At 56.8% G+C, this 24,493-nt stretch carries 15 protein-coding genes and 2 other RNA genes; 11 read left to right on the top strand and 6 right to left on the bottom strand.

The genetic code is table 11. The features are described from left to right. Nucleotides 1–39: 39 nt before the first annotated feature. The 4 genes from guaD to xdhA all read right to left on the bottom strand — a co-directional run bounded on the left by guaD (nucleotide 40) and on the right by xdhA (nucleotide 6,172). Nucleotides 40–1,344, bottom strand: a complete 1,305-nt coding sequence (gene guaD / locus ICY20_RS14115; RefSeq protein ID WP_159958438.1) for a guanine deaminase — start codon at nucleotides 1,342–1,344, stop codon at nucleotides 40–42. A gap of 12 nt (nucleotides 1,345–1,356) precedes the next feature. After that, on the bottom strand, nucleotides 1,357–2,196 hold the full coding sequence (gene xdhC / locus ICY20_RS14110; RefSeq protein ID WP_159958436.1) for a xanthine dehydrogenase accessory protein XdhC: 840 nt from the start codon (nucleotides 2,194–2,196) through the stop codon (nucleotides 1,357–1,359). A 135-nt stretch (nucleotides 2,197–2,331) separates the two neighbouring features. Beyond that, nucleotides 2,332–4,731: a xanthine dehydrogenase molybdopterin binding subunit gene (xdhB, locus tag ICY20_RS14105; protein WP_194937755.1), complete on the bottom strand. Its 2,400-nt coding sequence runs from the start codon at nucleotides 4,729–4,731 to the stop codon at nucleotides 2,332–2,334. Continuing rightward, nucleotides 4,724–6,172: a xanthine dehydrogenase small subunit gene (gene xdhA, locus ICY20_RS14100; RefSeq protein ID WP_194937754.1), complete on the bottom strand. Its 1,449-nt coding sequence runs from the start codon at nucleotides 6,170–6,172 to the stop codon at nucleotides 4,724–4,726. Before xdhA ends, xdhB begins: the two co-directional genes overlap by 8 nt. A gap of 280 nt (nucleotides 6,173–6,452) precedes the next feature. Between xdhA and ICY20_RS14095 the strand changes: the two genes are divergently transcribed. The 8 genes from ICY20_RS14095 (at nucleotide 6,453) to ffs (ICY20_RS14060) (ending at nucleotide 20,273) form a co-directional block, all read left to right on the top strand. Continuing rightward, on the top strand, nucleotides 6,453–7,112 hold the full coding sequence (locus ICY20_RS14095) for a GntR family transcriptional regulator (protein WP_159958430.1): 660 nt from the start codon (nucleotides 6,453–6,455) through the stop codon (nucleotides 7,110–7,112). A gap of 2 nt (nucleotides 7,113–7,114) precedes the next feature. Next, the gene (gene smc / locus ICY20_RS14090) at nucleotides 7,115–10,603 is read left to right on the top strand and encodes a chromosome segregation protein SMC (protein WP_194937753.1); all 3,489 of its coding nucleotides are present in this window, start codon (nucleotides 7,115–7,117) and stop codon (nucleotides 10,601–10,603) included. A gap of 260 nt (nucleotides 10,604–10,863) precedes the next feature. Next, complete coding sequence (zipA, locus tag ICY20_RS14085; RefSeq protein ID WP_159958426.1) at nucleotides 10,864–11,727, top strand: cell division protein ZipA; 864 nt, start codon at nucleotides 10,864–10,866, stop codon at nucleotides 11,725–11,727. A gap of 87 nt (nucleotides 11,728–11,814) precedes the next feature. Continuing rightward, nucleotides 11,815–14,172 carry an NAD-dependent DNA ligase LigA gene (gene ligA, locus ICY20_RS14080; RefSeq protein ID WP_194937752.1) on the top strand — a complete coding sequence of 786 codons (2,358 nt, stop codon included), beginning with the start codon at nucleotides 11,815–11,817 and terminating at the stop codon, nucleotides 14,170–14,172. Nucleotides 14,173–14,311: 139 nt separating this feature from the next. Next, nucleotides 14,312–15,475, top strand: a complete 1,164-nt coding sequence (locus ICY20_RS14075) for a zinc-binding metallopeptidase family protein (protein ID WP_194937751.1) — start codon at nucleotides 14,312–14,314, stop codon at nucleotides 15,473–15,475. Between the two features lie 237 nt (nucleotides 15,476–15,712). Next, an RNA gene (ffs, locus tag ICY20_RS14070) (signal recognition particle sRNA small type) lies at nucleotides 15,713–15,809 on the top strand. A 487-nt stretch (nucleotides 15,810–16,296) separates the two neighbouring features. After that, complete coding sequence (locus ICY20_RS14065; protein WP_194937750.1) at nucleotides 16,297–19,656, top strand: SIR2 family protein; 3,360 nt, start codon at nucleotides 16,297–16,299, stop codon at nucleotides 19,654–19,656. 519 nt (nucleotides 19,657–20,175) lie between these two features. Then, nucleotides 20,176–20,273, top strand: an RNA gene (gene ffs, locus ICY20_RS14060) — signal recognition particle sRNA small type. Nucleotides 20,274–20,381: 108 nt separating this feature from the next. On the opposite strand, the gene ICY20_RS14055 is transcribed toward ffs (ICY20_RS14060), so the two are convergent. Then, nucleotides 20,382–20,945 (bottom strand): hypothetical protein, encoded by a 564-nt coding sequence (locus tag ICY20_RS14055; protein WP_194937749.1) that lies wholly within the window; start codon nucleotides 20,943–20,945, stop codon nucleotides 20,382–20,384. A gap of 247 nt (nucleotides 20,946–21,192) precedes the next feature. Between ICY20_RS14055 and ICY20_RS14050 the strand changes: the two genes are divergently transcribed. The 3 genes from ICY20_RS14050 to ICY20_RS14040 all read left to right on the top strand — a co-directional run bounded on the left by ICY20_RS14050 (nucleotide 21,193) and on the right by ICY20_RS14040 (nucleotide 23,523). Continuing rightward, on the top strand, nucleotides 21,193–22,239 hold the full coding sequence (locus ICY20_RS14050) for an N-acetylmuramidase family protein (protein WP_194937748.1): 1,047 nt from the start codon (nucleotides 21,193–21,195) through the stop codon (nucleotides 22,237–22,239). Nucleotide 22,240: 1 nt separating this feature from the next. Then, nucleotides 22,241–22,831, top strand: a complete 591-nt coding sequence (locus tag ICY20_RS14045; RefSeq protein ID WP_194937747.1) for a hypothetical protein — start codon at nucleotides 22,241–22,243, stop codon at nucleotides 22,829–22,831. 89 nt (nucleotides 22,832–22,920) lie between these two features. Next, a complete protein-coding gene (locus tag ICY20_RS14040; protein WP_194937746.1) occupies nucleotides 22,921–23,523 on the top strand; it encodes a hypothetical protein in 603 nt (200 codons plus the stop codon). 51 nt (nucleotides 23,524–23,574) lie between these two features. Here ICY20_RS14040 and ICY20_RS14035 read toward each other — a convergent pair whose 3' ends face one another. Next, complete coding sequence (locus tag ICY20_RS14035) at nucleotides 23,575–24,477, bottom strand: DUF2167 domain-containing protein (RefSeq protein ID WP_194937745.1); 903 nt, start codon at nucleotides 24,475–24,477, stop codon at nucleotides 23,575–23,577. Nucleotides 24,478–24,493 lie beyond the last annotated feature (16 nt).

Below are 24,493 nucleotides of genomic sequence, written 5' to 3'. Positions count from 1 at the left end.
CAAGCCCCCACCCACATTTGATTTTCAGTGATTTTAAGATCAGCGCTGGTGCACCAGATTGCCCGCCGCATACGTCTGCAACACCGTCCGATCATCCCCCAGCGTCATCAGCACAAACAACGTCTCGGCAATGTTATTGGCCTGCTTCAGGCGATAGCTCAACAACGGCGTAGCGTTGTAATCCAATACCAAAAAGTCTGCATCGGTGCCCGGTTGCAACGTACCGATCTTGTCTTCCAACCGCAGCGCCCGCGCACCGCCCAATGTGGCGAGATACAGCGATTTGAACGGGCTCAAACGCGCACCCTGCAATTGCATGACCTTGTAGGCTTCATTTAAAGTTTGCAGCAGCGAGAAGCTGGTGCCGCCGCCCACGTCAGTGCCCAGGCCCACATTCAATTTGTGTTTTTCCGCCATGGGCAGGTTGAACAAGCCGCTGCCGAGGAAGAAGTTCGACGTCGGGCAGAACGCCACCGCCGAGCCGGTTTCTGCCAGCCGTGCGCACTCGTCATCGCACAGGTGCACGCCGTGGGCAAACACCGAGCGTTCGCCCAGTAGTTTGTAGTGGTCGTACACGTCCAGGTAGCCTTTTCGCTCGGGGAACAGCTCCTTCACCCATTCGACTTCCTGCTTGTTCTCACTGATGTGCGTCTGCATGTACAGGTCGGGGTATTCCCCCAGCAGTTGCCCGGCCAGGGCCAATTGTTCCGGCGTGCTCGTCGGCGCAAAGCGCGGCGTGACCGCGTAGTGCAGGCGGCCCTTGCCGTGCCAGCGTTCGATCAGCGCTTTGCTCTCCTGGTAGCCGGTTTCGGCGGTGTCGGTGAGGTAGTCCGGTGCGTTGCGGTCCATCATCACTTTGCCGGCAATCATGCGCAGGTCGAGCTTCTCGGCGGCCTCGAAGAATGAATTCACCGACTGCGGGTGCACACTGCCAAACACCAGCGCAGTGGTGGTGCCGTTGCGCAGCAGCTCCTTGATGAAAATATCCGCGACTTCCTCGGCGTGGGCCTTGTCGGCGAATTGGCTTTCACACGGGAAGGTGTAGGTGTTGAGCCAATCCAGCAACTGCTCGCCATAAGCGCCGACCATGCCGGTTTGCGGGAGGTGAATGTGGGTGTCGATCAGGCCGGGGGTGATCAGTGCGTCCTGGTAGTGGGTGATGTCGATATCGGCCGGCAGGGTCGGCAGCAACTCGCCGGCATGGCCGACCGCGCTGATCAGACCGTTCTCAATCACAAGCAGGCCATCTTCGAAATATTCGTAGGACGCTTCAATGCCTACTTCGGCAGGGTCGGCGATGCTGTGCAAAATGGCGGCACGGTAAGCTTTGCGAGTCAAAGACATGGTCATCTCAATTCAAATGGCTTGGCTGCGACGTGACGCCGGCAGCAGTTTGGCAATGGGTTCGGCGCTGGCGGTGTGCTGGCCGAAGTTCGCGTTATAGGTGGCGATGATTTCGCCGGCGATGGAGATAGCGATCTCTACCGGCAATTTGCCCTTCACCTCGGTGAGGCCCATGGGGCAGCGCATACGTTGCAGTTGGGCGGCGTCGAAGCCGCGATCACGCAGGCGGTGTTCGAACTTGACGCGTTTGGTCTTCGAGCCGATCAGGCCGAAGTAGGTAAAGTCGTTGCGTTTGAGCAGGGCCGCGGTGAGCTCCAGGTCGAGCGCGTGATTGTGGGTCATGACGATGCAGTAACTGCCCACTGGCAGGTCGGCAATTTCATCTACCGGCTCTTCGCTGACGATTTTACGCACGCCTTGGGGGATATGTTCTGGAAACTCCTGTTCACGAGAATCTATCCAGCGTACCCGGCACGGCAGGCTTGCCAGGAGCGGCACCAACGCACGGCCGACATGGCCGGCGCCGAATACCGCGATCTGCGCCTGCACCTGGCCCATGGGTTCGAACAGCAACACGGTTACGCCGCCGCAGCACTGGCCCAAGCTGGCGCCCAGGCTGAAGCGTTCCAGGTGGGTGTTCTGCTGTCCACGCACGAGCATGTCACGGGCGAGCTGCATCGCTTTGTATTCCAAGTGGCCGCCGCCGATGGTGTCGAAGGTTTGGGCGGCGCTGATGACCATCTTGGAGCCGGCATTGCGCGGGGTTGAGCCGAGTTCTTCGATGATGGTGACGAGCACGCAGGGTTCGCCGCTGGTTTGCAGGTGGGCGAGGGCGCTGAGCCAGTTGTTCATAGTCACCTCTTGTGGTGTCTGTGAGGCCGCTATCGGGGGCAAGCCCCCTCCCACATTTGAATGTATTCACAGATAGAAATATGTGAACCCAATCCAGTGTGGGAGGGGGCTTGCCCCCGATGGCAGCGCCTCGGTCTAAAGCGAAGCCATCTCGGTTTCAGTTTCCACAGGCGAAGCCGCCGTCAACTGCCGCATCTGCTCACAGCCCCACAACACCCGCTCCGGCGTGGCAGGCGCATCGATCTTGGGCTGATGGCGATAGTCACCCAAACTAGCCACCGCATCCTTGATCGCACACCACGAGGCAATCCCGAGCATGAACGGCGGTTCACCCACCGCCTTGGAGTGGAACACGGTGTCTTCCGGGTTCTTGCGGTTCTCAACCAACTTCACCCGCAGGTCCAGCGGCATATCCGCAACGGCCGGGATCTTGTAGCTCGCCGGGCCGTTGGTCATCAGCTTGCCTTTGTTGTTCCACACCAGCTCTTCCATGGTCAGCCAGCCCATGCCTTGGATAAACCCGCCTTCCACCTGGCCAATGTCGATGGCCGGGTTCAGCGAGGCGCCCACGTCGTGGAGAATGTCGGTGCGCAGCATCTTGTATTCGCCGGTGAGGGTGTCGACGATCACTTCGCAGCAGGCCGCGCCGAAGGCAAAGTAGTAGAACGGTCGGCCACGGGACTGGCTGCGGTCGTAGAAGATTTTCGGAGTCTTATAAAACCCCGTACTCGACAGCGACACCTGGGCGAAATACGCCTGCTGGATCAACGCCTCAAATGTCAGGATCTGATCACGCACGCGCACATGGCCGTTGTGAAATTCCACATCCGCTTCGCTCACGTCGAACTTGCGCGCAGCGAATTCCACCAGGCGCAGCTTGATGGTTTCGGCGGCGTTCTGCGCAGCCTTGCCGTTCAGGTCGGCACCACTTGAAGCCGCAGTCGGCGAAGTGTTGGGCACCTTGTCGGTGTTGGTCGCAGTGATCTGTACGCGGTCAATATCCACCTGGAACACTTCGGCCACCACCTGCGCGACCTTGGTGTTCAAGCCCTGGCCCATCTCGGTGCCGCCGTGGTTCAGGTGGATGCTGCCGTCGGTGTAGATATGAATCAGCGCACCGGCCTGGTTGAGAAAGCTCGCCGTGAACGAAATGCCGAACTTTACCGGGGTCAGCGCCAAGCCTTTTTTCAGGATCGGACTGTGGGCGTTGTACAGGCGGATCGCTTCGCGGCGCTCGGCGTATTGGCTGCTGGCCTCAAGCTCGGCGGTCATCTCTTCGAGCATGTTGTGCTCGACGGTCTGGTAGTAGTGGGTGACGTTACGCTCGGTCTTGCCGTAGTAGTTGGCTTTGCGCACCGCCAATGGGTCCAGCGCCAGATGGCGGGCGATGGCGTCCATCACTTCCTCGATGGCGACCATGCCTTGCGGGCCACCGAAGCCGCGATAGGCGGTGTTGGAGGCGGTGTTGGTCTTGCAGCGATGGCCGTTGACCGTGGCGTCGCCCAGGTAATACGAGTTGTCGGAGTGGAACATGGCGCGGTCGACAATCGAGTTGGACAGGTCTGGCGAACAGCCGCAGTTACCCGCCAGGTCCAGGTTGATGCCGTGCAGGCGGCCGCTGTCGTCAAAGCCCACGTCGTATTCGATATAGAAGGGGTGACGCTTGCCGGTCATCAGCATGTCTTCCACTCGCGGCAGGCGCATCTTGGTCGGCTGGCCGGTGAGGCGCGCTACCACGGCGCACAGGCAGGCGGGGCTGGCGGCCTGGGTTTCCTTGCCGCCAAAACCGCCGCCCATGCGGCGCATGTCGACGACGATTTTATTCATCGACACGTCCAGCACTTCGGCCACCAGTTTCTGCACTTCGGTGGGGTTTTGCGTGGAGCAGTAGACGATCATGCCGCCGTCTTCGGTGGGCATCACCGAAGATATCTGGGTTTCGAGGTAGAAGTGTTCCTGGCCGCCGATATGCAGGGTGCCCTGGATACGGTTTTTCGCGCTCGCCAATGCGCCTGCCGAATCACCGCGTTGGTGAGTGTGGCTGTCCAGTACGAAGTGCTTCTTGCGAAACGCCTCGACCACATCCAGCACCGGTTCAAGGTCTTCGTATTCGATCACGGCGGCCATCGCCGCCTTGCGTGCGGTTTCCAGGTCGCGAGCGGCCACGGCAAGCACGACTTGCCCCACAAACTGCACGGTGTCGATCGCCAGCAACGGATCGCCGGGCATCAACGGGCCGATGTCTTTCAGGCCTGGTACGTCTTCGTGTGTGATCGCGATGCGCACCCCATCAAAGGCGTAGCAAGGCGCGGTGTCGATGCTGATAATCCGGGCGTGAGCACGGTCGGACATGCGCGCATACAGGTGCAGTTGATTAGGGAATTCCAGACGGTCATCGATGTACTGCGCCTCGCCCGACACATGCTTGGCGGCGCTGTCATGCTTGACGCTGCGGCCGACGCCCGAGGTGAGGTCCTGGGAGAACAGCTCGGCGAGTTCGGCCTGGGTTTTAACGACGGCGTGATGGTTAGACATATGCGGTCACCCGAGTCTCGATGTGCGGCGTTTGCAGCTCGATAAAGTATTTGCGCAGCAGGTTCTGGGCGCTGAGCAGGCGGTATTCCTTGCTGGCGCGGAAGTCTGATAGCGGGGTGAAATCCTCGGCCAGGGCGGCGCAGGCTTTTTCTACGGTGGCGGCGTTCCAGGTGGCGCCGACCAGCACGGCTTCGCAGCTTTTTGCGCGTTTTGGCGTTGCGGCCATGCCACCGAAGGCCACGCGGGCGTCGCTGATCACACCGTTGTCGATCTTCAAGTTGAAGGCGGCGCACACCGCAGAAATATCATCGTCCAGGCGTTTGGACACCTTATAGGCGCGGAACAGTTTATGGCCCTTGGGCACGATGATTTTTTCGATGAACTCGCTGTCCTGGCGCGCAGTGACGCGGTAGTCGATGAAGTAGTCTTCAAGCGCCAATGTGCGTCGCACGTCGCCCTTGCACAGCACGATCTGCGCACCGAGGGCGATCAACAGCGGTGGTGAGTCACCAATCGGCGAGGCGTTGCCGATATTGCCGCCGAGCGTGCCTTGGTTGCGGATCTGCAGCGAGGCGAAGCGGTGCAGCAAGTCGCCGAAGTCAGGGTATTCGTGGTGCAGCGCGGTGTAGCAGTCGGAGAGGGCGGTGGCGGCGCCGATTTCGAGGCGGTCGTTGAAGTCGTCGACGCGTTTCATTTCTTCAATGTTGCCGACGTAGATCATCACTGGCAGCGTGCGGTGGAACTGAGTCACTTCCAGCGCCAGGTCGGTGCCGCCGGCCAGCAAACGGGCTTGCGGATAGGCATCGTAAAGGTCGGCGAGGTCGGCGACGGTCAGCGGCACCAGGCAGCGTTTGTCGCCACTGTTGAGCTCGCCGGTTTGGGTGGGTGCGATGGCCTTGAGACGCGCGATGGTCTCGGCCTGGCGACTGTCGAATTGATCTGGCGGCTTGTTGCAGCAGGCCTGTTCGGCGGCGGCGAGGATCGGGCGATAACCTGTGCAGCGGCACAGGTTGCCGGCCAGGGCTTCGTGAGCTTTTTGGCTGTCAGGGGCATCGCTGTTCTTTTGCAGGGCAAACAACGACATCACAAACCCGGGTGTGCAAAAGCCGCATTGCGAGCCGTGGCACTCGACCATGGCCTGTTGCACGCTGTGCAGTTGGCCTTGATGCTTGAGGTCTTCGACGCTGATCAGCTGTTTGCCGTGTAGGGAGGAGACAAAGGTCAGGCACGAATTGAGGCTGCGGTAACGAATCTGCTCGGCGCCTTGGGCATCGGTTTGCAGTTCGCCGACGACCACGGTGCACGCACCACAATCGCCGCTGGCGCAGCCTTCTTTGGTGCCGGACTTGCCCAAATGTTCGCGCAGATAGTTGAGCACGGTGAGGTTGGGGTCCAGGGCGTGCTCGCTACGGAGTTCCTGGTTAAGTAAAAACTGGATCACGGAAGGCCTCGCAGACTCATTATTGTTGTTAACCGCTTTGCGCCGAATCTAGTCATGTCTGACTTTTCGGTCAACGATTTTCTGACCAGAAGGTCAAGAAATTGCGATCACAACCTTTTCAATTATGGTCCAGACTTCTGAAACCGTCGTTTTTGCGCGCTTGTGCGCCTCAACCGTTGCTTATTTCATGCCAAATTCGCGGCTGTGGGCGTAGCGCCATCAGCGGGCCAATGCGCTACACTGCCGCGCTTGTACCGATAGAAGATTTTGAAGGGAAAACATGACGTTCAAGGCGCCGGACAGTCTCGCCGAGCAAATCGCTCACCACCTCGCCGAACGTATCATTCGCGGCGATCTCAAGCCTGGAGAGCGGATCCAGGAGCAAAAGGTCACGCTGGCGCTCAATGTCAGCCGTGGTTCCGTGCGCGAAGCCTTGCTGATCCTTGAACGCCGCCACCTGATCGCGATCCTGCCGCGCCGTGGCGCCCATGTCACCGAGCTCACCGCGCACAAGGTGCAGAGCCTGTGCACGCTGATGGGCGAGCTGTATATCCTGCTGGGCAATGCGGTTGCCGAAGGCTGGCAGACCCAGGCCGACATGGCGCCGTTCGTGCAAATCCAGCAGCGTCTGGTCACCAACTTCGAGCGCCAGGACATCCGCGCCTTCGTCGAAGAGTGCTTCAACGTCATGCGCGCGGCGTACCCCTTCGCCAACAACCCGTATTTGCAAGAAACCGTCGAGAACCTGCAGCCGGCGATGAACCGCGCCTACTACCTGGCCCTGGATCAACGCAAGGCCTCCATGAGCGAATACCTGGCGCTGTTCGAGCAACTGCTCGCCGCCGTACTCGCCCGTGACCTGCCGCAGATCCGCCTGGTGCTGTCCAATTACGGCCAGCGCAGTTGCGAACTGGTTATCGCTGCGTTGGCGGACGCCTAAGCGTGCGGCTCAAGTGCATCAAACTGGCGGGGTTCAAATCCTTCGTCGACCCGACCACGGTGAACTTCCCCAGTAACATGGCGGCGGTGGTCGGGCCCAACGGTTGCGGCAAGTCGAACATCATCGACGCCGTACGCTGGGTGATGGGCGAGAGCTCGGCAAAAAACCTGCGTGGCGAGTCGATGACCGACGTCATCTTCAACGGCTCCACCAGCCGTAAACCCGTGAGCCAGGCCAGCATCGAACTGGTGTTCGATAACTCCGACGGCACCTTGATTGGCGAATATGCGGCCTACGCCGAAATTTCCATCCGCCGCAAAGTGACCCGCGACAGCCAGAACAGCTACTTCCTCAACGGCACCAAGTGTCGCCGTCGAGACATCACCGATATTTTCCTCGGCACAGGCCTGGGGCCGCGCAGCTACTCGATCATCGAGCAGGGCATGATCTCCAAGCTGATCGAAGCCAAGCCCGAAGACCTGCGTAACTTTATCGAAGAAGCGGCCGGCATCTCCAAGTACAAGGAGCGCCGTCGCGAGACCGAAAATCGCATCCGCCGCACCCACGAAAACCTTGCCCGCCTCACTGACCTGCGCGAAGAGCTGGAGCGCCAATTGGAGCGCCTGCACCGCCAGGCCCAGGCCGCCGAGAAGTATCAGGAATACAAGGGCGAAGAGCGCCAGCTCAAGGCACAGCTGTCGGCCCTGCGTTGGCAGGCGCTGAACGATCAGGTCGGCCAGCGTGAAGCGATTATCGGCACCCAGGAAATCAGCTTTGAAGCCCTGGTAGCCGAGCAGCGCAATGCCGACGCCAGCATCGAACGCCTGCGTGACGGGCACCATGATTTATCCGAACGCTTCAATCTGGTGCAGGGCCGCTTCTATTCGGTGGGCGGTGATATTGCCCGCGTGGAGCAGAGCATCCAGCACGGCCAGCAGCGCCTGCGCCAGTTACAGGACGACCTGAAAGAAGCCGAGCGTGCGCGCCTGGAGACTGAATCCCACCTGGGCCATGACCGCACCTTGCTGCTCACCCTTGGCGAAGAGCTGGACATGCTCACCCCCGAGCAGGAAGTCACCAGCGCCGCTGCCGAAGAAGCCGCCGCCGCCCTGGAAGAATCCGAAAGCACCATGCACGGCTGGCAGGAGCAGTGGGACACCTTCAACCTGCAATCCGCCGAGCCGCGCCGCCAGGCCGAAGTGCAGCAGTCGCGCATCCAGCAACTGGAAACCAGCATGGAGCGTTTGGCCGAGCGCCAGCGTCGTTTGCAGGAAGAGCGTGTGTTGCTTGCCGCCGACCCCGAAGACGCGGCGATCATGGAGCTGAGCGAGCAACTGGCCGAAAGCGAAATGACGCTGGAAGAGCTGGAAGCCAGCGAAGAACAACAAGTGGAGCGCCTGGAGCAACTGCGTCAGCAACTGCAACAGGCGACCCAGGCGCAACAACAGGCCCAGGGTGATTTGCAGCGTTTGAACGGGCGCTTGGCGTCCCTTGAAGCCTTGCAGCAAGCCGCGCTGGACCCCGGCACCGGCACCGCCGAATGGCTGCGCGACCAACACCTGGCCGAGCGCCCACGATTGGCCGAAGGCCTTAAAGTGGAAGCCGGATGGGAACTGGCGGTGGAAACCGTGCTGGGCGCCGACCTGCAAGCCGTGTTGGTGGATGACTTTGGCGGCTTTGACCTGGCCAGCTTTGCCCAAGGCGATCTGCGTTTGCTCAGCCCTGCGGCGGATGGCAAGCGCGTGCCGGGCAGTTTGTTGGATAAAGTCGAGGCGGCCATTGATCTGTCGCCGTGGCTGGGGCAGGTCAAACCGGTTGAATCGCTTGAGCAAGCCTTGGCCCAACGTGGCCAGCTGGGCGCCGGCGAAAGCTTGATCAGCCGCGACGGCTACTGGGTCGGCCGGCACTTTTTGCGGGTACGCCGCGCGAGCGAAGCCGAAAGCGGTGTATTGGCCCGCGGCCAGGAAATCGTCAACCTGATCGCCGAGCGCGAAGAACGCGAAGCAACGCTTGAAAGTCTTGAAACCCAACTGCAAACCCTGCGCGCCACCCAGCGCCAGCAGGAGAGCGGCCGCGAACACCTGCGCCGCCTGTTGCAGGACGAAGCGCGCCAGCAAGGCGAGCTCAAAGCCCAGCTCTCCGCAAGCAAAGCCAAGGCCGAGCAACTGACCCTGCGCCGCACGCGCCTCGACGAAGAAGTCGCCGAGATGGGTGAGCAACGCGCCCTTGAGCACGAACAGATCGGTGAGGCGCGCCTGCACTTGCAGGAAGCCCTCGACAGCATGGCCCTCGACACCGAGCAGCGCGAACTGCTGCTGGCCCAGCGCGACAGCCTGCGCGAACGCCTCGACCGCGTGCGCCAGGAAGCCCGCCAGCACAAGGATCATGCGCACCAATTGGCGGTGCGCCTTGGCTCGCTCAGGGCCCAGCATGCGTCCACCGCTCAGGCCCTTGAGCGTTTGGAGATGCAATCCGAACGCCTGACTGAAAAGCGCGAGCAACTAAGCCTCAACCTAGAAGAGGGCGAAGCGCCGCTGGAAGAATTGCGCCTCAAGCTCGAAGAGTTGCTCGACAAGCGCATGACCGTCGACGAAGAACTCAAGACCGCGCAAATCGCCCTGGAAGACGCCGACCGCGAACTGCGCGATGCCGAAAAACGTCGCACCCAGGCCGAGCAGCAATCGCAGTTGATTCGCGGCCAACTCGAACAACAGCGCATGGAATGGCAAGCCCTGACCGTGCGCCGCAAGACCCTGCAAGACCAGTTGCTCGAAGACGGCTACGACCTGCACGGCGTGCTCAATACGCTCACCGCCCAGGCCAACGAAAAAGACGCCGAAGAAGAACTTGAACGTATTGCTGCACGTATCCAACGGCTTGGTGCGATCAACCTCGCGGCCATCGATGAATACCAGCAGCAGTCCGAGCGTAAACGTTATCTGGATGCCCAGAACGCCGACTTGGTGGAAGCCCTGGACACCCTCGAAAACGTCATCCGCAAGATCGACAAGGAAACCCGCAACCGCTTCAAAGATACCTTTGATCAGATTAATAGCGGTTTACAGGCGTTATTCCCGAAAGTTTTCGGCGGTGGCAGCGCTTACTTGGAACTGACGGGCGAAGATCTACTCGATACAGGGGTAACGATCATGGCGCGGCCTCCGGGCAAGAAGAACAGCACCATCCATTTGTTGTCCGGCGGCGAAAAAGCCCTGACTGCATTGGCCCTGGTATTTGCCATCTTCAAGTTGAACCCGGCGCCGTTCTGTATGCTCGATGAAGTTGACGCCCCGCTGGATGACGCTAACGTTGGGCGCTATGCACGCTTGGTTAAAGAGATGTCCCAGACCGTGCAGTTCATCTATATCACCCACAACAAGATCGCCATGGAAATGGCTGATCAGCTGATGGGTGTGACGATGCACGAACCAGGTTGTTCGCGATTGGTGGCGGTGGATGTCGAAGAAGCGATGGCAATGGTGGAGTCTTGAGCCGTGCTATAGCAGAATTTTTTACAGCACGATGTAAGGTGATTTACCCGCTTGGCGAAAGTGGCAAATGGACATATTTGTTCAAGGCATTTTGACAGACGGTGTAAAGTTATCTTTGGTCGTGCTAGTTTAATGTCAAATTTTCGTGTGCGTGGGCAAAACGTCAGTCAGAACATAGAGTTGGCGCCACGTTTTAAAGCGGTTTGCACGGTGCTAAACCCCTTATTTTTCAGCATTTTTTAATAGAGGCACGGGATTACATGGAAATCGGTCTGCGCGAGTGGCTGATCGTCATCGGCATCATTGTCATTGCCGGTATTCTTTTTGATGGCTGGCGCCGCATGCGCGGTGGCAAGGGCAAGCTCAAATTCCGTCTGGACCGCAACCTGTCCAACTTGCCTGACGACGACGGCGGCGCCGAGCTGCTGGGGCCGCCCCGTGTGTTGGATACCCACAAAGAACCTCAACTGGACGAGCACGACCTGCCGTCGATGAGCGCGCCGCTGCGTGAAGCCCGCGAGCCGTCGTCCAAGCGTGGCAAGCGCGCCAGTTCGGCCGTCGCCGAGCCGCATCAGGGCGACCTGAACCTCGACGTTGATGAAGGCCCGAGCTTCAGCAGTCGCGACAATGACTTCCCGGATGAAAACGTCGGCAAGAACGCGCCACGCCAATCGGTGGCTGATCAGCCGGCTGCCGAAGAAGTGCTGGTGATCAGCGTGATCTGCCGCGACGCCGCCGGCTTCAAGGGCCCGGCGCTGTTGCAGAACATCCTCGAAAGCGGCCTGCGCTTTGGCGAGATGGATATCTTCCATCGCCACGAAAGCATGGCCGGCAACGGCGAAGTGCTGTTCTCCATGGCCAATGCGGTCAAGCCGGGCACCTTCGACCTGGACGATATCGACCTGTTCAGCACCCCGGCGGTGAGCTTCTTCCTCGGTTTGCCAGGCCCTCGTCACCCCAAACAAGCGTTCGACGTGATGGTGGCCGCAGCCCGCAAGCTGTCCCAAGAGCTCAATGGCGAACTGAAGGACGACCAACGCAGCGTCCTCACCGCCCAGACCATCGAACACTACCGTCAGCGCATCGTCGAGTTCGAGCGTCGCGCCCTGACACAGAAACGCTGAGGTTCGATCTTAAGCGTTGTCTGTAGAATCCGTGCACTAACATATTGAGCAGCTTCGGCTGCTCTTTTGCTTTATGAGAGAACACCCATGACCGCCGCCCACACCCGCATTCTCGAACTGCGCGCTGAACTGGATCAGCACAACTACCGTTACCACGTCCTCGATGAACCGAGCATTCCGGACGCTGAGTACGACCGGTTGTTCCACGAGCTCAAGGCCCTTGAGGCCGAGCATCCGGACCTGGTAACGCGCGATTCACCGACGCAGCGGGTCGGCAGTGCGGCGTTGTCGGCGTTTACTCAGGTCAAGCATGAAGTGCCGATGCTCAGCCTCGGTAATGCGTTTGATGAAACCACCATGCTGGAGTTTGATCGACGGGTCACCGAAGGTCTCGACCTGCCGGCGGGTGACCTGTTTGGCGGCGGCGCAGTGGTGGAATACAGCTGCGAACCCAAGCTGGACGGCCTGGCGGTCAGCCTGTTGTACCAGGATGGCGAATTGGTACGTGGCGCCACTCGTGGCGACGGCACCACCGGCGAAGACATCAGCGTCAACGTGCGCACAGTGCGCAATATCCCACTGAAACTGCACGGCAGCGGTTGGCCGGCGACTCTGGAAGTGCGCGGTGAAGTGTTTATGTCCAAGGCCGGTTTCGAGCGCTTGAACGCCTCGCAACTGGAAGTCGGCGGCAAGACCTTCGCCAACCCGCGCAACGCCGCCGCAGGCAGCCTGCGCCAACTGGATTCAAAGATCACTGCCAGCCGCCCGCTGGAGTTCTGCTGCTATGGCGTGACCACCGATATCAGCGACACCCACATCGGCAACCTGCAACAGCTGCAAAAATGGGGCATGCCCATCAGCCACGAGCTGAAACTGGCCAAGGGTATTCAGGATTGCCTGGAGTACTACCGCGATATCGGCGAGCGACGTAACAGCCTGCCGTATGAAATCGATGGCGTAGTGTTCAAGGTCAACAGCATTGCCTCCCAGCGCGAACTGGGCTTTCGCGCCCGCGAACCGCGTTGGGCCATCGCGCATAAATTCCCGGCCCTTGAAGAGCTGACCGAACTGCTGGATGTGGAGTTCCAGGTCGGGCGCACCGGCGCGGTTACTCCGGTAGCGCGCTTGAAACCGGTCAAGGTCGCAGGTGTCACCGTCTCCAACGCCACCTTGCATAACATGGACGAAGTGGCGCGCCTTGGCGTAATGATCGGAGACACTGTGATCATCCGTCGTGCCGGTGACGTGATTCCGCAGGTGGTGTCGGTGGTGCTCGAACGCCGCCCCGAAAACGCCCGTGCCGTGCCGATTCCCGAAAGCTGCCCGGTGTGCGGCTCCCACGTGGAGCGAACCCAACTGGTCAAGCGCAGCAAGGGCAAGGAAACCGTCAGCGAAGGCGCGGTGTACCGCTGCGTCGGGCGCCTGGCCTGTGGTGCGCAGCTTAAGCAGGCGATCATTCATTTCGTCTCGCGGCGGGCCATGGACATCGACGGCCTGGGCGACAAGACCATCGAGCAACTGGTGGATGAAAAACTCATCGGCTCGCCGGCAGACCTCTACAAGCTCAAGTACGAGCAGATCATCGACCTGGAAGGCTTTGCCGATATCTCCAGCAAAAAGCTGATCACCGCTATCGAAAACAGCAAGACGCCGACCTTGGCACGCTTCATCTACGCCTTGGGCATCCCGGACGTGGGCGAGGAGACCGCCAAGGTGCTGGCGCGCTCCCTGGCGTCCCTGGAGCGAGTGCAGAAGGCCTTGCCGGAAGTGCTGACGTACTTGCCCGACGTGGGCCTGGAAGTCGCGCATGAGATTCACAGCTTCTTTGAAGACAGTCATAACCAGGATGTAATCGGTGCGCTGCTGTCACCAGAGGAATGCGGCCTGCAATTACAGGATCAGGGCGACCTGAGCGCCGAGTTCGCGGCCAGCACGACCCTGGGTGGCTTGCTCGACAAACTGCACGTGCCGAGCGTCGGCCCCGGTGCGGCGCAAAAACTGGCGGACAAATTTGGTTCGCTCGAAGGCGTAATCAAGGCCGACTGGCTGGATATGCGTCAGGCATTGCCCGAAAAGCAGGCCAAGGCCGTGCGCGAGTTTTTCGATAACGCCGATAACGCCAATCGTGCCCTGGCCATTGAGCAGCAGCTCAAGGATTTTGGCATGCACTGGGAGAGCGAAAAGAAAGTCGTCGAAGGCTTGCCCGAAGCGGGGCACACCTGGGTGCTCACCGGCTCCCTGGAGCTGATGAGCCGCGACGTGGCCAAGGACAAACTCGAAAGCCTGGGCGCCAAGGTAGCGGGCTCGGTTTCGGCCAAGACTCACTGTGTAGTCGCTGGACCAGGCGCCGGCTCCAAGCTGGCAAAAGCCACTGAACTGGGCCTCAAGGTGCTGGATGAAGAAGCTTTTGTCGCCTTCCTGGCCAAACACAACATCACCGTCTGACAGCGCGACGGTCAGTGAGCAAGGGCTGTTGTGGCGAGGGAGCTTGCTCCCGCTGGGCTGCGCAGCAGCCCCTTTGAGGAAAGTGGAACGATCTCAAGCGGAAAATGATCTAGTCTCAGTCACCCAGGGAGAGATCGCCATGTTCCGCTACTTCGAGCAACTCAGTTCGCGTATCGCTGCACCGTTCATGGCGCCATCGCGCAATAGCAAGGTGTGGCAATGCCGTTGCGGCCAGCCCCTGTTCTTTCGCAACAGCCAGTGCCTGGCGTGCCAGGCACTGCTGGGCTACCAACCTCAGCAAAGCCGGTTGGCGTCCTTGCAACCCGGCCCCGTAGAAGGCACCTGGCTGCAAGACGATAACCTTGACGCCGGCGCCTTCCGCCGCTGTGCCAACCTCGATACCCCGGCGGCCTGCAACTGGCTGATCCCCGCCCACAGCACCGCGCCGCTGTGCGTGGCCTGCAGCCTGAACCGCACCATCCCCGACCTGTCGATTCCGGAAAACCCTGAACGCTGGCGCAAAGTCGAGATCGCCAAGCGCCGCCTGGTGGCGCAACTGATCAGCCTCGGCCTGCAAGTGGTACCCAAGACCGTCGATGAAGAGACCGGGCTGGCCTTTGACTTCGTCGGCATCGACCTGGAAGGCAATGCGCCCATGACCGGCCACGCCAACGGCCTGATCACCCTCGATATCAAGGAAGCCGACGACGCCCACCGCGAAAAAGTCCGCGTACAAATGCGCGAGCCGTATCGCACCCTGCTTGGGCATTTTCGCCACGAAGTCGGCCACTACTACTGGGACCGCCTCATCGCCAACACCCACTGGCAGGAGCCCTTTCGCAACCTGTTCGGCGACGAACGCGCCAGTTACGCCGACGCGCTGGACCAGCACTACCAGAACGGCCCACGCCCTGATTGGCAACAAACCTGCGTCAGTGCCTACGCCACCATGCACCCCTGGGAAGACTGGGCCGAAACCTGGGCTCACTACCTGCACATGATGGATGCTGTCGACACCGCGTTAGGCTTTGGCATGAGCGCCCGCGAGATGGACCTGGATTACCAGCCTTTCCCGCTCACCACCCTATACGACCCTGAGCATCCGGGCGGCGCGGCGTTCCTGTCATTCGTCAATGCGTGGATCGAACTGGCGGGCATGCTCAATGAATTGTCGCGCAGCATGGGCCAGCCGGATTTTTATCCCTTTGTGCTGCCGCCGGCGGTGATTGCCAAGCTGCACTTTATTCACCTGGTGATCCAGGAAGAGGGCGGCAGGGCGGATGAGGTCTTGCAGGCCCAATGATTGCTTTAATGTGGGAGGGGGCTTGCTCCCGATTGCAGTGTGTCCGTCACACAATGGTTGACTGACACACTGCAATCGGGAGCAAGCCCCCTCCCACATTGGATAGCGGTGATGTCGGGTTCTACGGCAAGTGCTTGAACCCCTTTGATTTTTAATCCAGTACCAACGGTTGTAACTTCCGATCAGATCGGTACAATGGCCCCGCTTGCCGAGAGGCAGGCGTCGTTATGGTGACCCCATCGGTCCCCCCGCAACGATTACCCGTGAACCTGGTCAGAGCCGGAAGGCAGCAGCCACAGCGGGAACATTGTGTGCCGGGGTGTGGCTGGTGGGGTTGCCTCCATAACGCTCTCCTTGCAACACCCTTCAAAATCCATATTTTATAAATGCTTTGCTGGCAACCACTGCCCGCGAATCGATTTGTGCCGCCTGCTGAACGGCATTACGGCCCGTAAAGCAGAAATTTCGGTGTAATCATTTGTTTATTCCCACACCCATGCGTGGTTGGTCGCCTAATTAGTGATCTCTGGCAGGGCGACGACGCTCGTAATTCCCTTGACCTAGACAGCGTATAAGGTCGACTTCTATCTCTCCCACCACAAAAACTAAAAAAAACTTACCGATTCTTGTCTTTGTTTGTTTTTTTTTGATTTTTTTTTGAAAAATGTCAGATTCGCAGTAGCATAGTGCTATCACCTGCGTGCTGGCCTTCGATGCCTATGCTTCGCAGATAAGTACTCATGGTTCTAAGGTCTCATCTTCCGAATAGCTTCGTTTTAGGCGTAACGGATGATGTGGTAACGATATGCAGGGAGAGCTCGATGTCTGGCTGCGAAAAAATTGAAAACGTTAAGCGTTCTGCTGAAAAAGGTGAGTTAGTTGTAGTCGTAGGTACTGGGGTTAGCCTAGCTCTTACTTCTGGAAAGTATCCTCATCTTTCGTGGTCGGGATTAATTAAAAGTGGCTTCGATTACGCTCTGGAAAAAGGACGTATTGATGAGCCTCAAAGACAGCGTTTTTCGTCACAGCTGGAGTCACCTGATGTAGATGAGTTATTGAGTGCTGCAGAGTTCATGGGGAAAAAGATGGACTCTCCGTCTGGAGACCTTTATAAGCGCTGGATGTACAGTCTCTTCGATGAAGTTAATGCTGACTCAAACCAAATGTATGAGGCTGTTCGCGCTATTGCTGCGCTGAACATTCCAATAGCTACACTCAATTATGATACTTTGGTTGAAGATGTTTCTGGGTTGCGTTCAATTTCTGTTAGCGATTTAAGAAGCACAACGAACTGGATGCGTGGAACCGAAAAGGGTGTGTTGCATTTACATGGATCATGGAAAGATCCTGAATCGTGTGTGCTTGGTATAAGGGATTATGAAAAAACCATCGGTAGTGAGACTCGGGATCTGTTTCAGCGATCTTTGGGTGTATTCAAACGGCTACTTTTCATTGGTTGTGGTGATACCTTCTCGGATCCGAATTTCTCAGTCCTAATACATTGGCTGCGTAGTAATATGGGGGCCACAGCACTTCAGCATTATGCGCTAGTATCGAACGATCAGTGTCCGAAGCGTAATAAAGATTTATCATGGCATGGGTTTGTTGAGCCGATTGGGTTTGGTGATAACCGCAGTGAGCTGCCTTCTTTTATAATTAAGTTGGTGTCTGAAGTTAAAGGCGGGGTTCATGTTGTTCCAAGAGTAAGGAAGACTAGATCCGATTCTGAAAAGCATGAAAGTCTTCTAAAGGTTTATCGCGATTTTTTATTAAAAGATTGCGGGGAGATGGCAATTGAGGGTATTCGCGCAGATATGGAGACTGCAAGAAAACGGTTTGACTTAGAGCAGTTATTTGTCCCTCTTGATCTAACTGCCTGCCCTCCATATATTCCACTAGATGATGTAGAGCGTGAAAAAAAGCTCGCGTTGTGGGAAGAAAAAAACAAAAAACCGAAATCGTTTGGAGAGGTTTTTCGTCGCTCGCGTGGCTTGGCTTTACTAGCCCTGCCGGGGGGCGGGAAGACTCTTTTGTTAAAGCGTTTAGCCGTTGCCTACTGTAGCGAAGAGAGGCGGTCGCGAAGCAGTGACTTATTGCCTGACGAAGAACTTATGCCCGTTTTAATTAGGTGCCGTGAATGGCGCGACCACATTACGCTCCCAATTGCTACGCTATTAAAGAAGTTGGGAGATATCACAGGGCACTCGTCACTATCGGGGTTAGGTAAAGCTCTAATTCCACTGTTGAAAGATGGTCGGGTATTGCTTTTGGTAGATGGATTGGATGAGATTCACGATAATGGGGATCGAACTGCTTTTGTTGAGAATTTAAAGCGTTTTTTAGATTCATATCCTAAAATAAGGGTTGTTATCACAAGTCGTGAGGCAGGGTTTTCTTTAGTTGCTCCGTGTTTGATGGAGTGCTGTGAGCTATGGCGAGTAGCTCCATTAAGTAGGCAAGCCATTACGTTGTTGTGTGAACATTGGCACCGGCTAATGGTAGTAAATATGCAAGTCGCTATGAAAGAAGCAGCTGCTTTGAGTGAGCAGTTGACAAAGACGGTTTCACTTAGGAGGCTGGCCGAAAACCCATTGCTTCTAACTATGCTACTGGTGGTGAAACACGGAGCAGGTCGCTTACCTCCGGATAGGGTGAGTTTGTATGGTAGGGCCGTCGAACTACTTTTAGATACTTGGAATATTAAAGGGCATGAGGCACTAAATATAAAAGAGGCCGTTCCTCAGTTGTCCTATGTCGCTCTTGAGTTGATGCGTTCTGGTCAGCAAACAGCTACTGAAAAAGAGCTTCTGATTTTGCTGGAAAAGGCTAGGGATAATGTGCCGCAGATTAAGCGCTATGCTCGAGATACACCTTACGATTTTTTAAAGAGGGTGGAGCTACGTTCCAGTTTATTGCTTGAGGCCGGTCATCAGGTTGAAAACGGAAATGCTGTGCCTTTTTATCAATTCAGGCATCTTACTTTTCAAGAATATTTAGCGGCAATTGCAATATCAGAAGGTAATTATGAGGGGTTTGATAGTCGCTCTACGATTTTGAAGCCTCTGTCTAATAAACTGGCTGTGGATGAGTGGAAAGAAGTAATACCTATGGCTGCTGTTTTGGCGGGAAAGCAAGCAGAGCCTTTGGTTGCCGCTCTTGTTAAGCGGAGTTTGGCGTTGAAGAAAAAACACTCAGAGGATAGGGTTTTTCCAGGAAAGGTAGAATGGTTGTCCGGTAGGACGCTCCCTAGCGATATTTCTAGATTGGTTCAGAGTCTTGCTGAAGAGGCTGAAGCCGAGTCTGATACAATAACGAAAGCTTTGAATGTCATTGTGTACTTTGCGAGAGGGTGCAGAAGTGGTAATGATTGGCGCGCACTTTCCTGTGGCCCTTATGGTGAAGAGTTACTGCATCAAGCTTGGTTGTTATATCGAAATATGGATTGGCCTGACCAAACATGGGTGCGAAATAGTTATGCAAGCTTAGCTGCATTCAGAAAGCCTGCTACTTATTGGTTAAGTGCAGCAGGGCAAAAAGAGATGATGGATATGGTTAATGATCCGTCACCAGAGAAAACGTGTTTAGGCTTAATGACATACGTGGGTTTGCTGTGGAATCAACACGTTATTCCTACAAAAGTGTCATCGAAATTTTTACCGGTGTTTGAGGCGAAATTTAAGCATCAAGTTTATGCTGTAAAAAATATCGCTGTTTGGTCATGGGGACTAAGCCGTTTTAGGTCTTCGAAACTAACTAAACCTACCTTGGAAGTACTGGATGATCTGCTAAAAATATGGCTACTTGAGGGGACGTCTTCGGAGCGAAGTATTTGTGGTATGGCATTCGCTACTTGTGAGGATATAGGTCGCTATGAATGGAGGCCTTCACTGCCCTCGGAAGCTATAGAGTTACTGCGTAATATGACTGTCGACGAGTGGTCTACTGAGTCGTCGTATTTTGGTAGAATATTTATAGCTTTTCATTCTGGTGTTGTTTGGTCAGATGAAGAATTGGTGGCGAAGATCACTGCTGAAAATGGAATGTTTCTACGTGATGATGCGGGCCGTCATTGGAAAGCTGTTAAGAAAATATTAGAGCAAATTGAACCGTACGGGGTTGATTTTCTGAAGGATGTTAAGCCGAAAGCGAGAGGTCGGCGTGTATCACGCGTGCCCAAATGAGAGTATAAATGTAATCTAACAGCGCCATTTTATCTTTCTGAATAAACTCCATTAACATTTTTAATTTATAGCTGCTCCCCGGTGCTCGGGGAGTAGTTTCACTCAGCTATTTGAATGTGAATGTCCTTTCTATACCTGTCGAATTTGATTGGCTATTTTAAGTTGTCCGTAAAATACCTTAATGTTGTAGAGGGCTGGTTGTTGAAGTTCCTAATTTCCTAAGATTTTTACAATCTTGAGTTCCCTGAGCGAGTTGTTAATATTATAGATGTGGAGCTTTCGTCAATTCTGGAAGCCGAGAGCTGGCTGAGTCGGATGTTCAACGGGTTCAGCAATGATGGGTTGTAATTGCCACAGAACGTAATTGTCTTAATATGCGTCTGACTATTGAGTTTGGTCCCTGCCATTTAAAAACTGTTACCTATGTGCGTAAACTGATTTGTAACACATGTGTGAGTCATACCAGCAGCATTCGGTACCATTAGTGGTTGCATTTTTTAAAGCTTTAAACGGTGACCCCATCGGTCCCTCCCGCAACGATTACCCGTGAACCTGGTCAGAGCCGGAAGGCAGCAGCCACAGCGGGAACATTGTGTGCCGGGGTGTGGCTGGTGGGGTTGCCTCCATAACGCTCTCCTTGCAACCCCCTTCAAAATCCAAATTTTATAGACGTTTTGCTGGCAATCACTGCCCGCGAATCGATTTGTGCTGTGCGCTTAACGGCATTACGGCCGGTAAAGCGGAAAGGCTTCGATCAGCGGCGGTATCTCCTGGCCTACTTTTTCGGCGCTGTCCGACGGATCATTCGGTTTTGGAATATTCCTGGCGAAGTGAAAGATGATGGTCTGGCCGGTGGCGCCGTCCTTGTAATACTTGAAATAGCTGATCTCCGAGAATTGCCCGTCTTTGCGCAGTGAGTTGGGAAAAAACATCATCGCGTAATCGACCCCGGTTCTGTTGTCTGTCAGCAGCATTGCCGGCAGGTTCGGGTTTTCTTGCTGGTGAAGCGCGATTGCGCGTTTGCCGATGTCGAGGGGCTTGAGGTGGTTCATCTCGCGAGGGACTACGGTGAAATCGACCATTTCAGTCCAGGCATCAACGCTTTCTTCTGCGGGGAAGTACTCCCACAGGCCTGGCTTCTGGAATTTCAGCACGAACGTCTTGCCCGCGAACTGCACCGACTTTGTTTCCGCAATCGAGGGGCTCGACGGGGTGGCGACGTTGGCGCGCGGCATGGCGCAGCCGCCAAGTAGAAGCAGGGCAGACAAAACTAGCAGTGTGGCTTTCATTTCAATCCTTGAATGGGTGCGTCAGGGGCATTTTGCGCGACTGACAGTAGCGCAAGACGTCTCCCAATACTCCGTTTAAATGCAAATGCCTGGGCCTGTGCGGGTTCTTTCACAACTTTTAATCTCGCCGCTTTACAAGCCAAAATCGCCTTGTTAGTTTCCGCTCGCCACTTGTTTCAAAATATGACGGTGGTGCAAAACTGATATTGAAGTGCTATCACTTCTTTAACTAACAAGGATGTCTGTGATGAAAAGCCTGCAAGGGTTGCCCCGTCTTATCAGTGCGTCGGTAGGCGCGCCCGGAAAAGCCCGCAACTTGCCCGCCGATGTTCAGTGCATCCAGTATCTATTCAATTTGATCGTCCCCAAGCTGGGTTTTCCTTTGGTGGAAAACGGCAAGTGCGACGGCCAGTTGGTGCAGTGCATCAGCCAATATCAGTTCCGTCATCTCAAGTACGCCCACCCCGATGGCGTGATCGATCCCACCGGCCGCACCTTCAACAGCTTGATCGAAGAAGCCGTGAAAGTGCCGGTACAGTCATTCCCGAGCATGCGTATCCCAAGTTTCCTGAATGTGTTCGCCACGAACCAGGGCGATGCAGTGCAGGCCACGGTCAATGTGTACTTGGACCGCATGCGCGCCATGATCGAGGCCGAGCGGCGTAACCGGCAATTGATGCTACAGGCCACGTGCGACGGCGGCATGACCCTCAGCGAGACCGACTTCCAGAACGCTGCCACGCAGTTGGGCAGTGGCATTTCGGTGAATATCATCAAGGCCTTCGCCACCGTCGAATCCGGCGGGCGTTCGGGCTTCGGGCCGGCCAAGTTGCCGGTGATCGCCTTCGAAGGGCACCTGTTTCGCAAGTACACCAAGCACATCTACGACCAGGCCCACCCGCTGCTGTCTTACCCCTACAAGAAAAAGGCCGGGCCGCAGTGGCAAGCCAATAACAAGGACCAAACCAAAGCTTGGGAAACCATGGCCACGGCATTTGCCCTAGACCAGGAAGCTGCATTGATGTCGGCGTCCTGGGGCATGTTTCAGATCATGGGTTTTAACTTCGCGTCGTGCGGTTACAAGACCGTGTTTGAGTTTTCGGCGGCATTAAAAGTCAATGCGGGCAACCAACTAAAGGCGTTTCTCGGCTTTTGCAGCAAGAGCCCGGCGTTGATGAAAGCCATGAAGGCTAAAGATTTTACCGGCATGGCGCGTAACTATAACGGCGAGGACTACGGCAACTATGACGTCCTTATGCAAAAGGCCTACGAAAAACTTGAAGGGAAAAAATAAGATGATCCGTTTTCTGGCAGTGGGTGTGTTGTCGTTGTTTAGCGTAGTGCCTGCGTTTGCCGGGTCCAGCGCATTGCATTCGGGCAAGTACGAAGGGCTGATGCTGGCGGTGACGCCGGATCAAAAGGTTGAGGGTTTCTACTCCGAATCCATGGGCGAGGGCGTTACCCGCAGTTGCGCGTTCTTCTTGCAAGGCAAGCCCGGCGCGCTGACCACTTGGCTCGATGATGCCTATCCCGGCAGCGTGGCGCCTTCGTCCGATGGCGTGACCTTGACTGTGGAGCAGGGCCGTCAGCATCCCGGTTGCATCAATGTGTTGATGCCGGAGATCGCTACCGGCCTGGACCTGACCCAGACCGCCAACAAAAAATGGATCGGCTTGGTCACGGTGTCTGCGGACAAGGCCTACCTGCTGAAAACCCCAACTGCCAAGGCCTCCAAGCGCCCTTATATCGTCAAGGACGATGTGGTCGGCGTACTGGCCTTCAAGAATGGCTGGGCCCAGGTCGAGTTCATCAACGCCGATGACCGCTCGTTCACCGGCTGGATCAGCCAGGATCAATACCGTCGCCTGGCAGCGCCCAAAGGCTAAGCCACGCCACCTGCAATCACTTAAAGTCGGCTGTCTTACCGGCGGCCGACTCGCGTAGGATGCGCCTCCCGTAGACATGGAGGTCCCGCATGCGTTTTTCGTCCCTCGTTCTATTGTCCGCACTGGTGCTGGGTTTGCCCGGCTGCGTGATGATCCCCTATCAAAGCCCCGAAGACCGGGCTCGCATCGAACACGATCTGGGCGTTGCGCCGGCCGATATCATCGGCATCACCGAAACCAACTGGTGCCCCTATACCTATGGGCTGGCAGAGATTTGTACCGCCACTCAGGGGTTGGGTGTGCTGACCAAGCAGGGGTTTATTCTCAGCCTCTATCAGAACAAAACCTACGTGCCGGTTAGAACCCTGAAAGTCGATGAGGTGATGTGCGCGAAGGTGACGGAGGGTCGTGACAAGCCCGAAATCTTCTATGTGTTCACCAAAAGCGACGCCTTCATGCTGGCGCCCATCACGCCGGGTGGTCAGATGAATATCCCAATGAAATTGAAGATCTTCGATTACCTGACCGGCAAGCAGCAGAAGGTGTTCACGGGTGTCGAGGGCTCTTTTGTGAAGCTCACCGGTCGCAAGGTCACGCGCTATGTCACAAGGCCCGGTTATACGCCGGGGATGGCGAATGTGGATGAGTTCGCCATCGTCAACCCGTGCCCCGGCGCAGAATTGAACCCATAAAAAAACGCCGCAACGGGCTTGGCCCGTTGCGGCGTTTTCATGGGGATGGGTTTAAGCCTTGTTGCGATTGAACAACTTGCGGATCACCGCGAACAGCGCCACGACGCCGATCACCAGAAACTTCTTCGCCGCCAGCAGGAAGATACCGATCTTGGCAAACAGCCCGGCCTTGGCCGCGATCCCGCCGGCGACCAGTGCTGCCAAGCCGTAGGTGGCCAGCTTGTCGGTTTTCGGATTGAAGTCGGTGTACAGGTTGCCGTCGGTGAAGTTGGTAAAGGCCAGTACCTTGGGCAGTTCCTGCTTGATAGTGGGCAGGTCGGCCATGGCGGCAACGGCGTTGAGTTCCAGCACACCTTCACGCCCCAGCACACGAATGCTGTAGTTGAGGGTGTTCTGCTCGGCATCGTCGGCTTTCAGCTCGCGGGCCCAGTACATCTTGTGGGTGGTGTCGTCGTAGTGCGGCGGCTCGGCCCAGCCCAACAGGTGCAGGCCGGCGTAGCCTTGTTTCTGACGCTCTGCGTTGTCGGCTTCGTCTTCTTCCTGCATTTGCTTGAGCAGGTCGGCGTAGTCGATTTTTGCCGCGTCCTCGTCAGAAATGTGGCCGTCGGCCTTGTAGCTGACGATCACGCCCCATCCGCGTTCTGACAATGGGCTGACAGCTTTCGGCACGATCATGCCCAGGGTCTTGAAGCCCGGCGGGTTGCCCCAGCCGTCGGTCAGCAGGCGCTCGGTGTCGGCAGGGTCGAGGTAATAGAACTCGTCGTTGAGCTTGAGGGTGGCAATGCCACTGGGCAGGGTAACGGTGCCGGTCTTTTGCTTGAGCGAAGCGAGGAAGTTCTCAGCGGTTTCGGCAGGCGCGCTTTCTTCGACGGGGGCGGGTGGCTTGGCAGCAAAAGCGGGCGCAACAGGCAGGCTCAGGGCGGCCGCCACCATTAGCAGGCGGAAGTAATTCATGGTAGTCCCTTACATT

It is taken from the genome of Pseudomonas pisciculturae (assembly GCF_015461805.1).
Classification (GTDB): domain Bacteria; phylum Pseudomonadota; class Gammaproteobacteria; order Pseudomonadales; family Pseudomonadaceae; genus Aquipseudomonas; species Aquipseudomonas pisciculturae.
This window is presented reverse-complemented; position numbering and strand designations above follow the sequence as displayed.

Excerpts from the sequence above, each read along its gene's own strand:
- guaD (WP_159958438.1), bottom strand. The coding sequence starts at position 1,344 with ATGTCTTTGACTCGCAAAGCTTACCGTGCCGCCATTTTGCACAGCATC.
- xdhC (WP_159958436.1), bottom strand. The coding sequence starts at position 2,196 with ATGAACAACTGGCTCAGCGCCCTCGCCCACCTGCAAACCAGCGGCGAA.
- xdhB (WP_194937755.1), bottom strand. The coding sequence starts at position 4,731 with ATGTCTAACCATCACGCCGTCGTTAAAACCCAGGCCGAACTCGCCGAG.
- ICY20_RS14095 (WP_159958430.1), top strand. The coding sequence starts at position 6,453 with ATGACGTTCAAGGCGCCGGACAGTCTCGCCGAGCAAATCGCTCACCAC.
- zipA (WP_159958426.1), top strand. The coding sequence starts at position 10,864 with ATGGAAATCGGTCTGCGCGAGTGGCTGATCGTCATCGGCATCATTGTC.
- ligA (WP_194937752.1), top strand. The coding sequence starts at position 11,815 with ATGACCGCCGCCCACACCCGCATTCTCGAACTGCGCGCTGAACTGGAT.
- ICY20_RS14075 (WP_194937751.1), top strand. The coding sequence starts at position 14,312 with ATGTTCCGCTACTTCGAGCAACTCAGTTCGCGTATCGCTGCACCGTTC.
- ICY20_RS14065 (WP_194937750.1), top strand. The coding sequence starts at position 16,297 with ATGTCTGGCTGCGAAAAAATTGAAAACGTTAAGCGTTCTGCTGAAAAA.
- ICY20_RS14055 (WP_194937749.1), bottom strand. The coding sequence starts at position 20,945 with ATGAAAGCCACACTGCTAGTTTTGTCTGCCCTGCTTCTACTTGGCGGC.
- ICY20_RS14050 (WP_194937748.1), top strand. The coding sequence starts at position 21,193 with ATGAAAAGCCTGCAAGGGTTGCCCCGTCTTATCAGTGCGTCGGTAGGC.
- ICY20_RS14045 (WP_194937747.1), top strand. The coding sequence starts at position 22,241 with ATGATCCGTTTTCTGGCAGTGGGTGTGTTGTCGTTGTTTAGCGTAGTG.
- ICY20_RS14040 (WP_194937746.1), top strand. The coding sequence starts at position 22,921 with ATGCGTTTTTCGTCCCTCGTTCTATTGTCCGCACTGGTGCTGGGTTTG.
- ICY20_RS14035 (WP_194937745.1), bottom strand. The coding sequence starts at position 24,477 with ATGAATTACTTCCGCCTGCTAATGGTGGCGGCCGCCCTGAGCCTGCCT.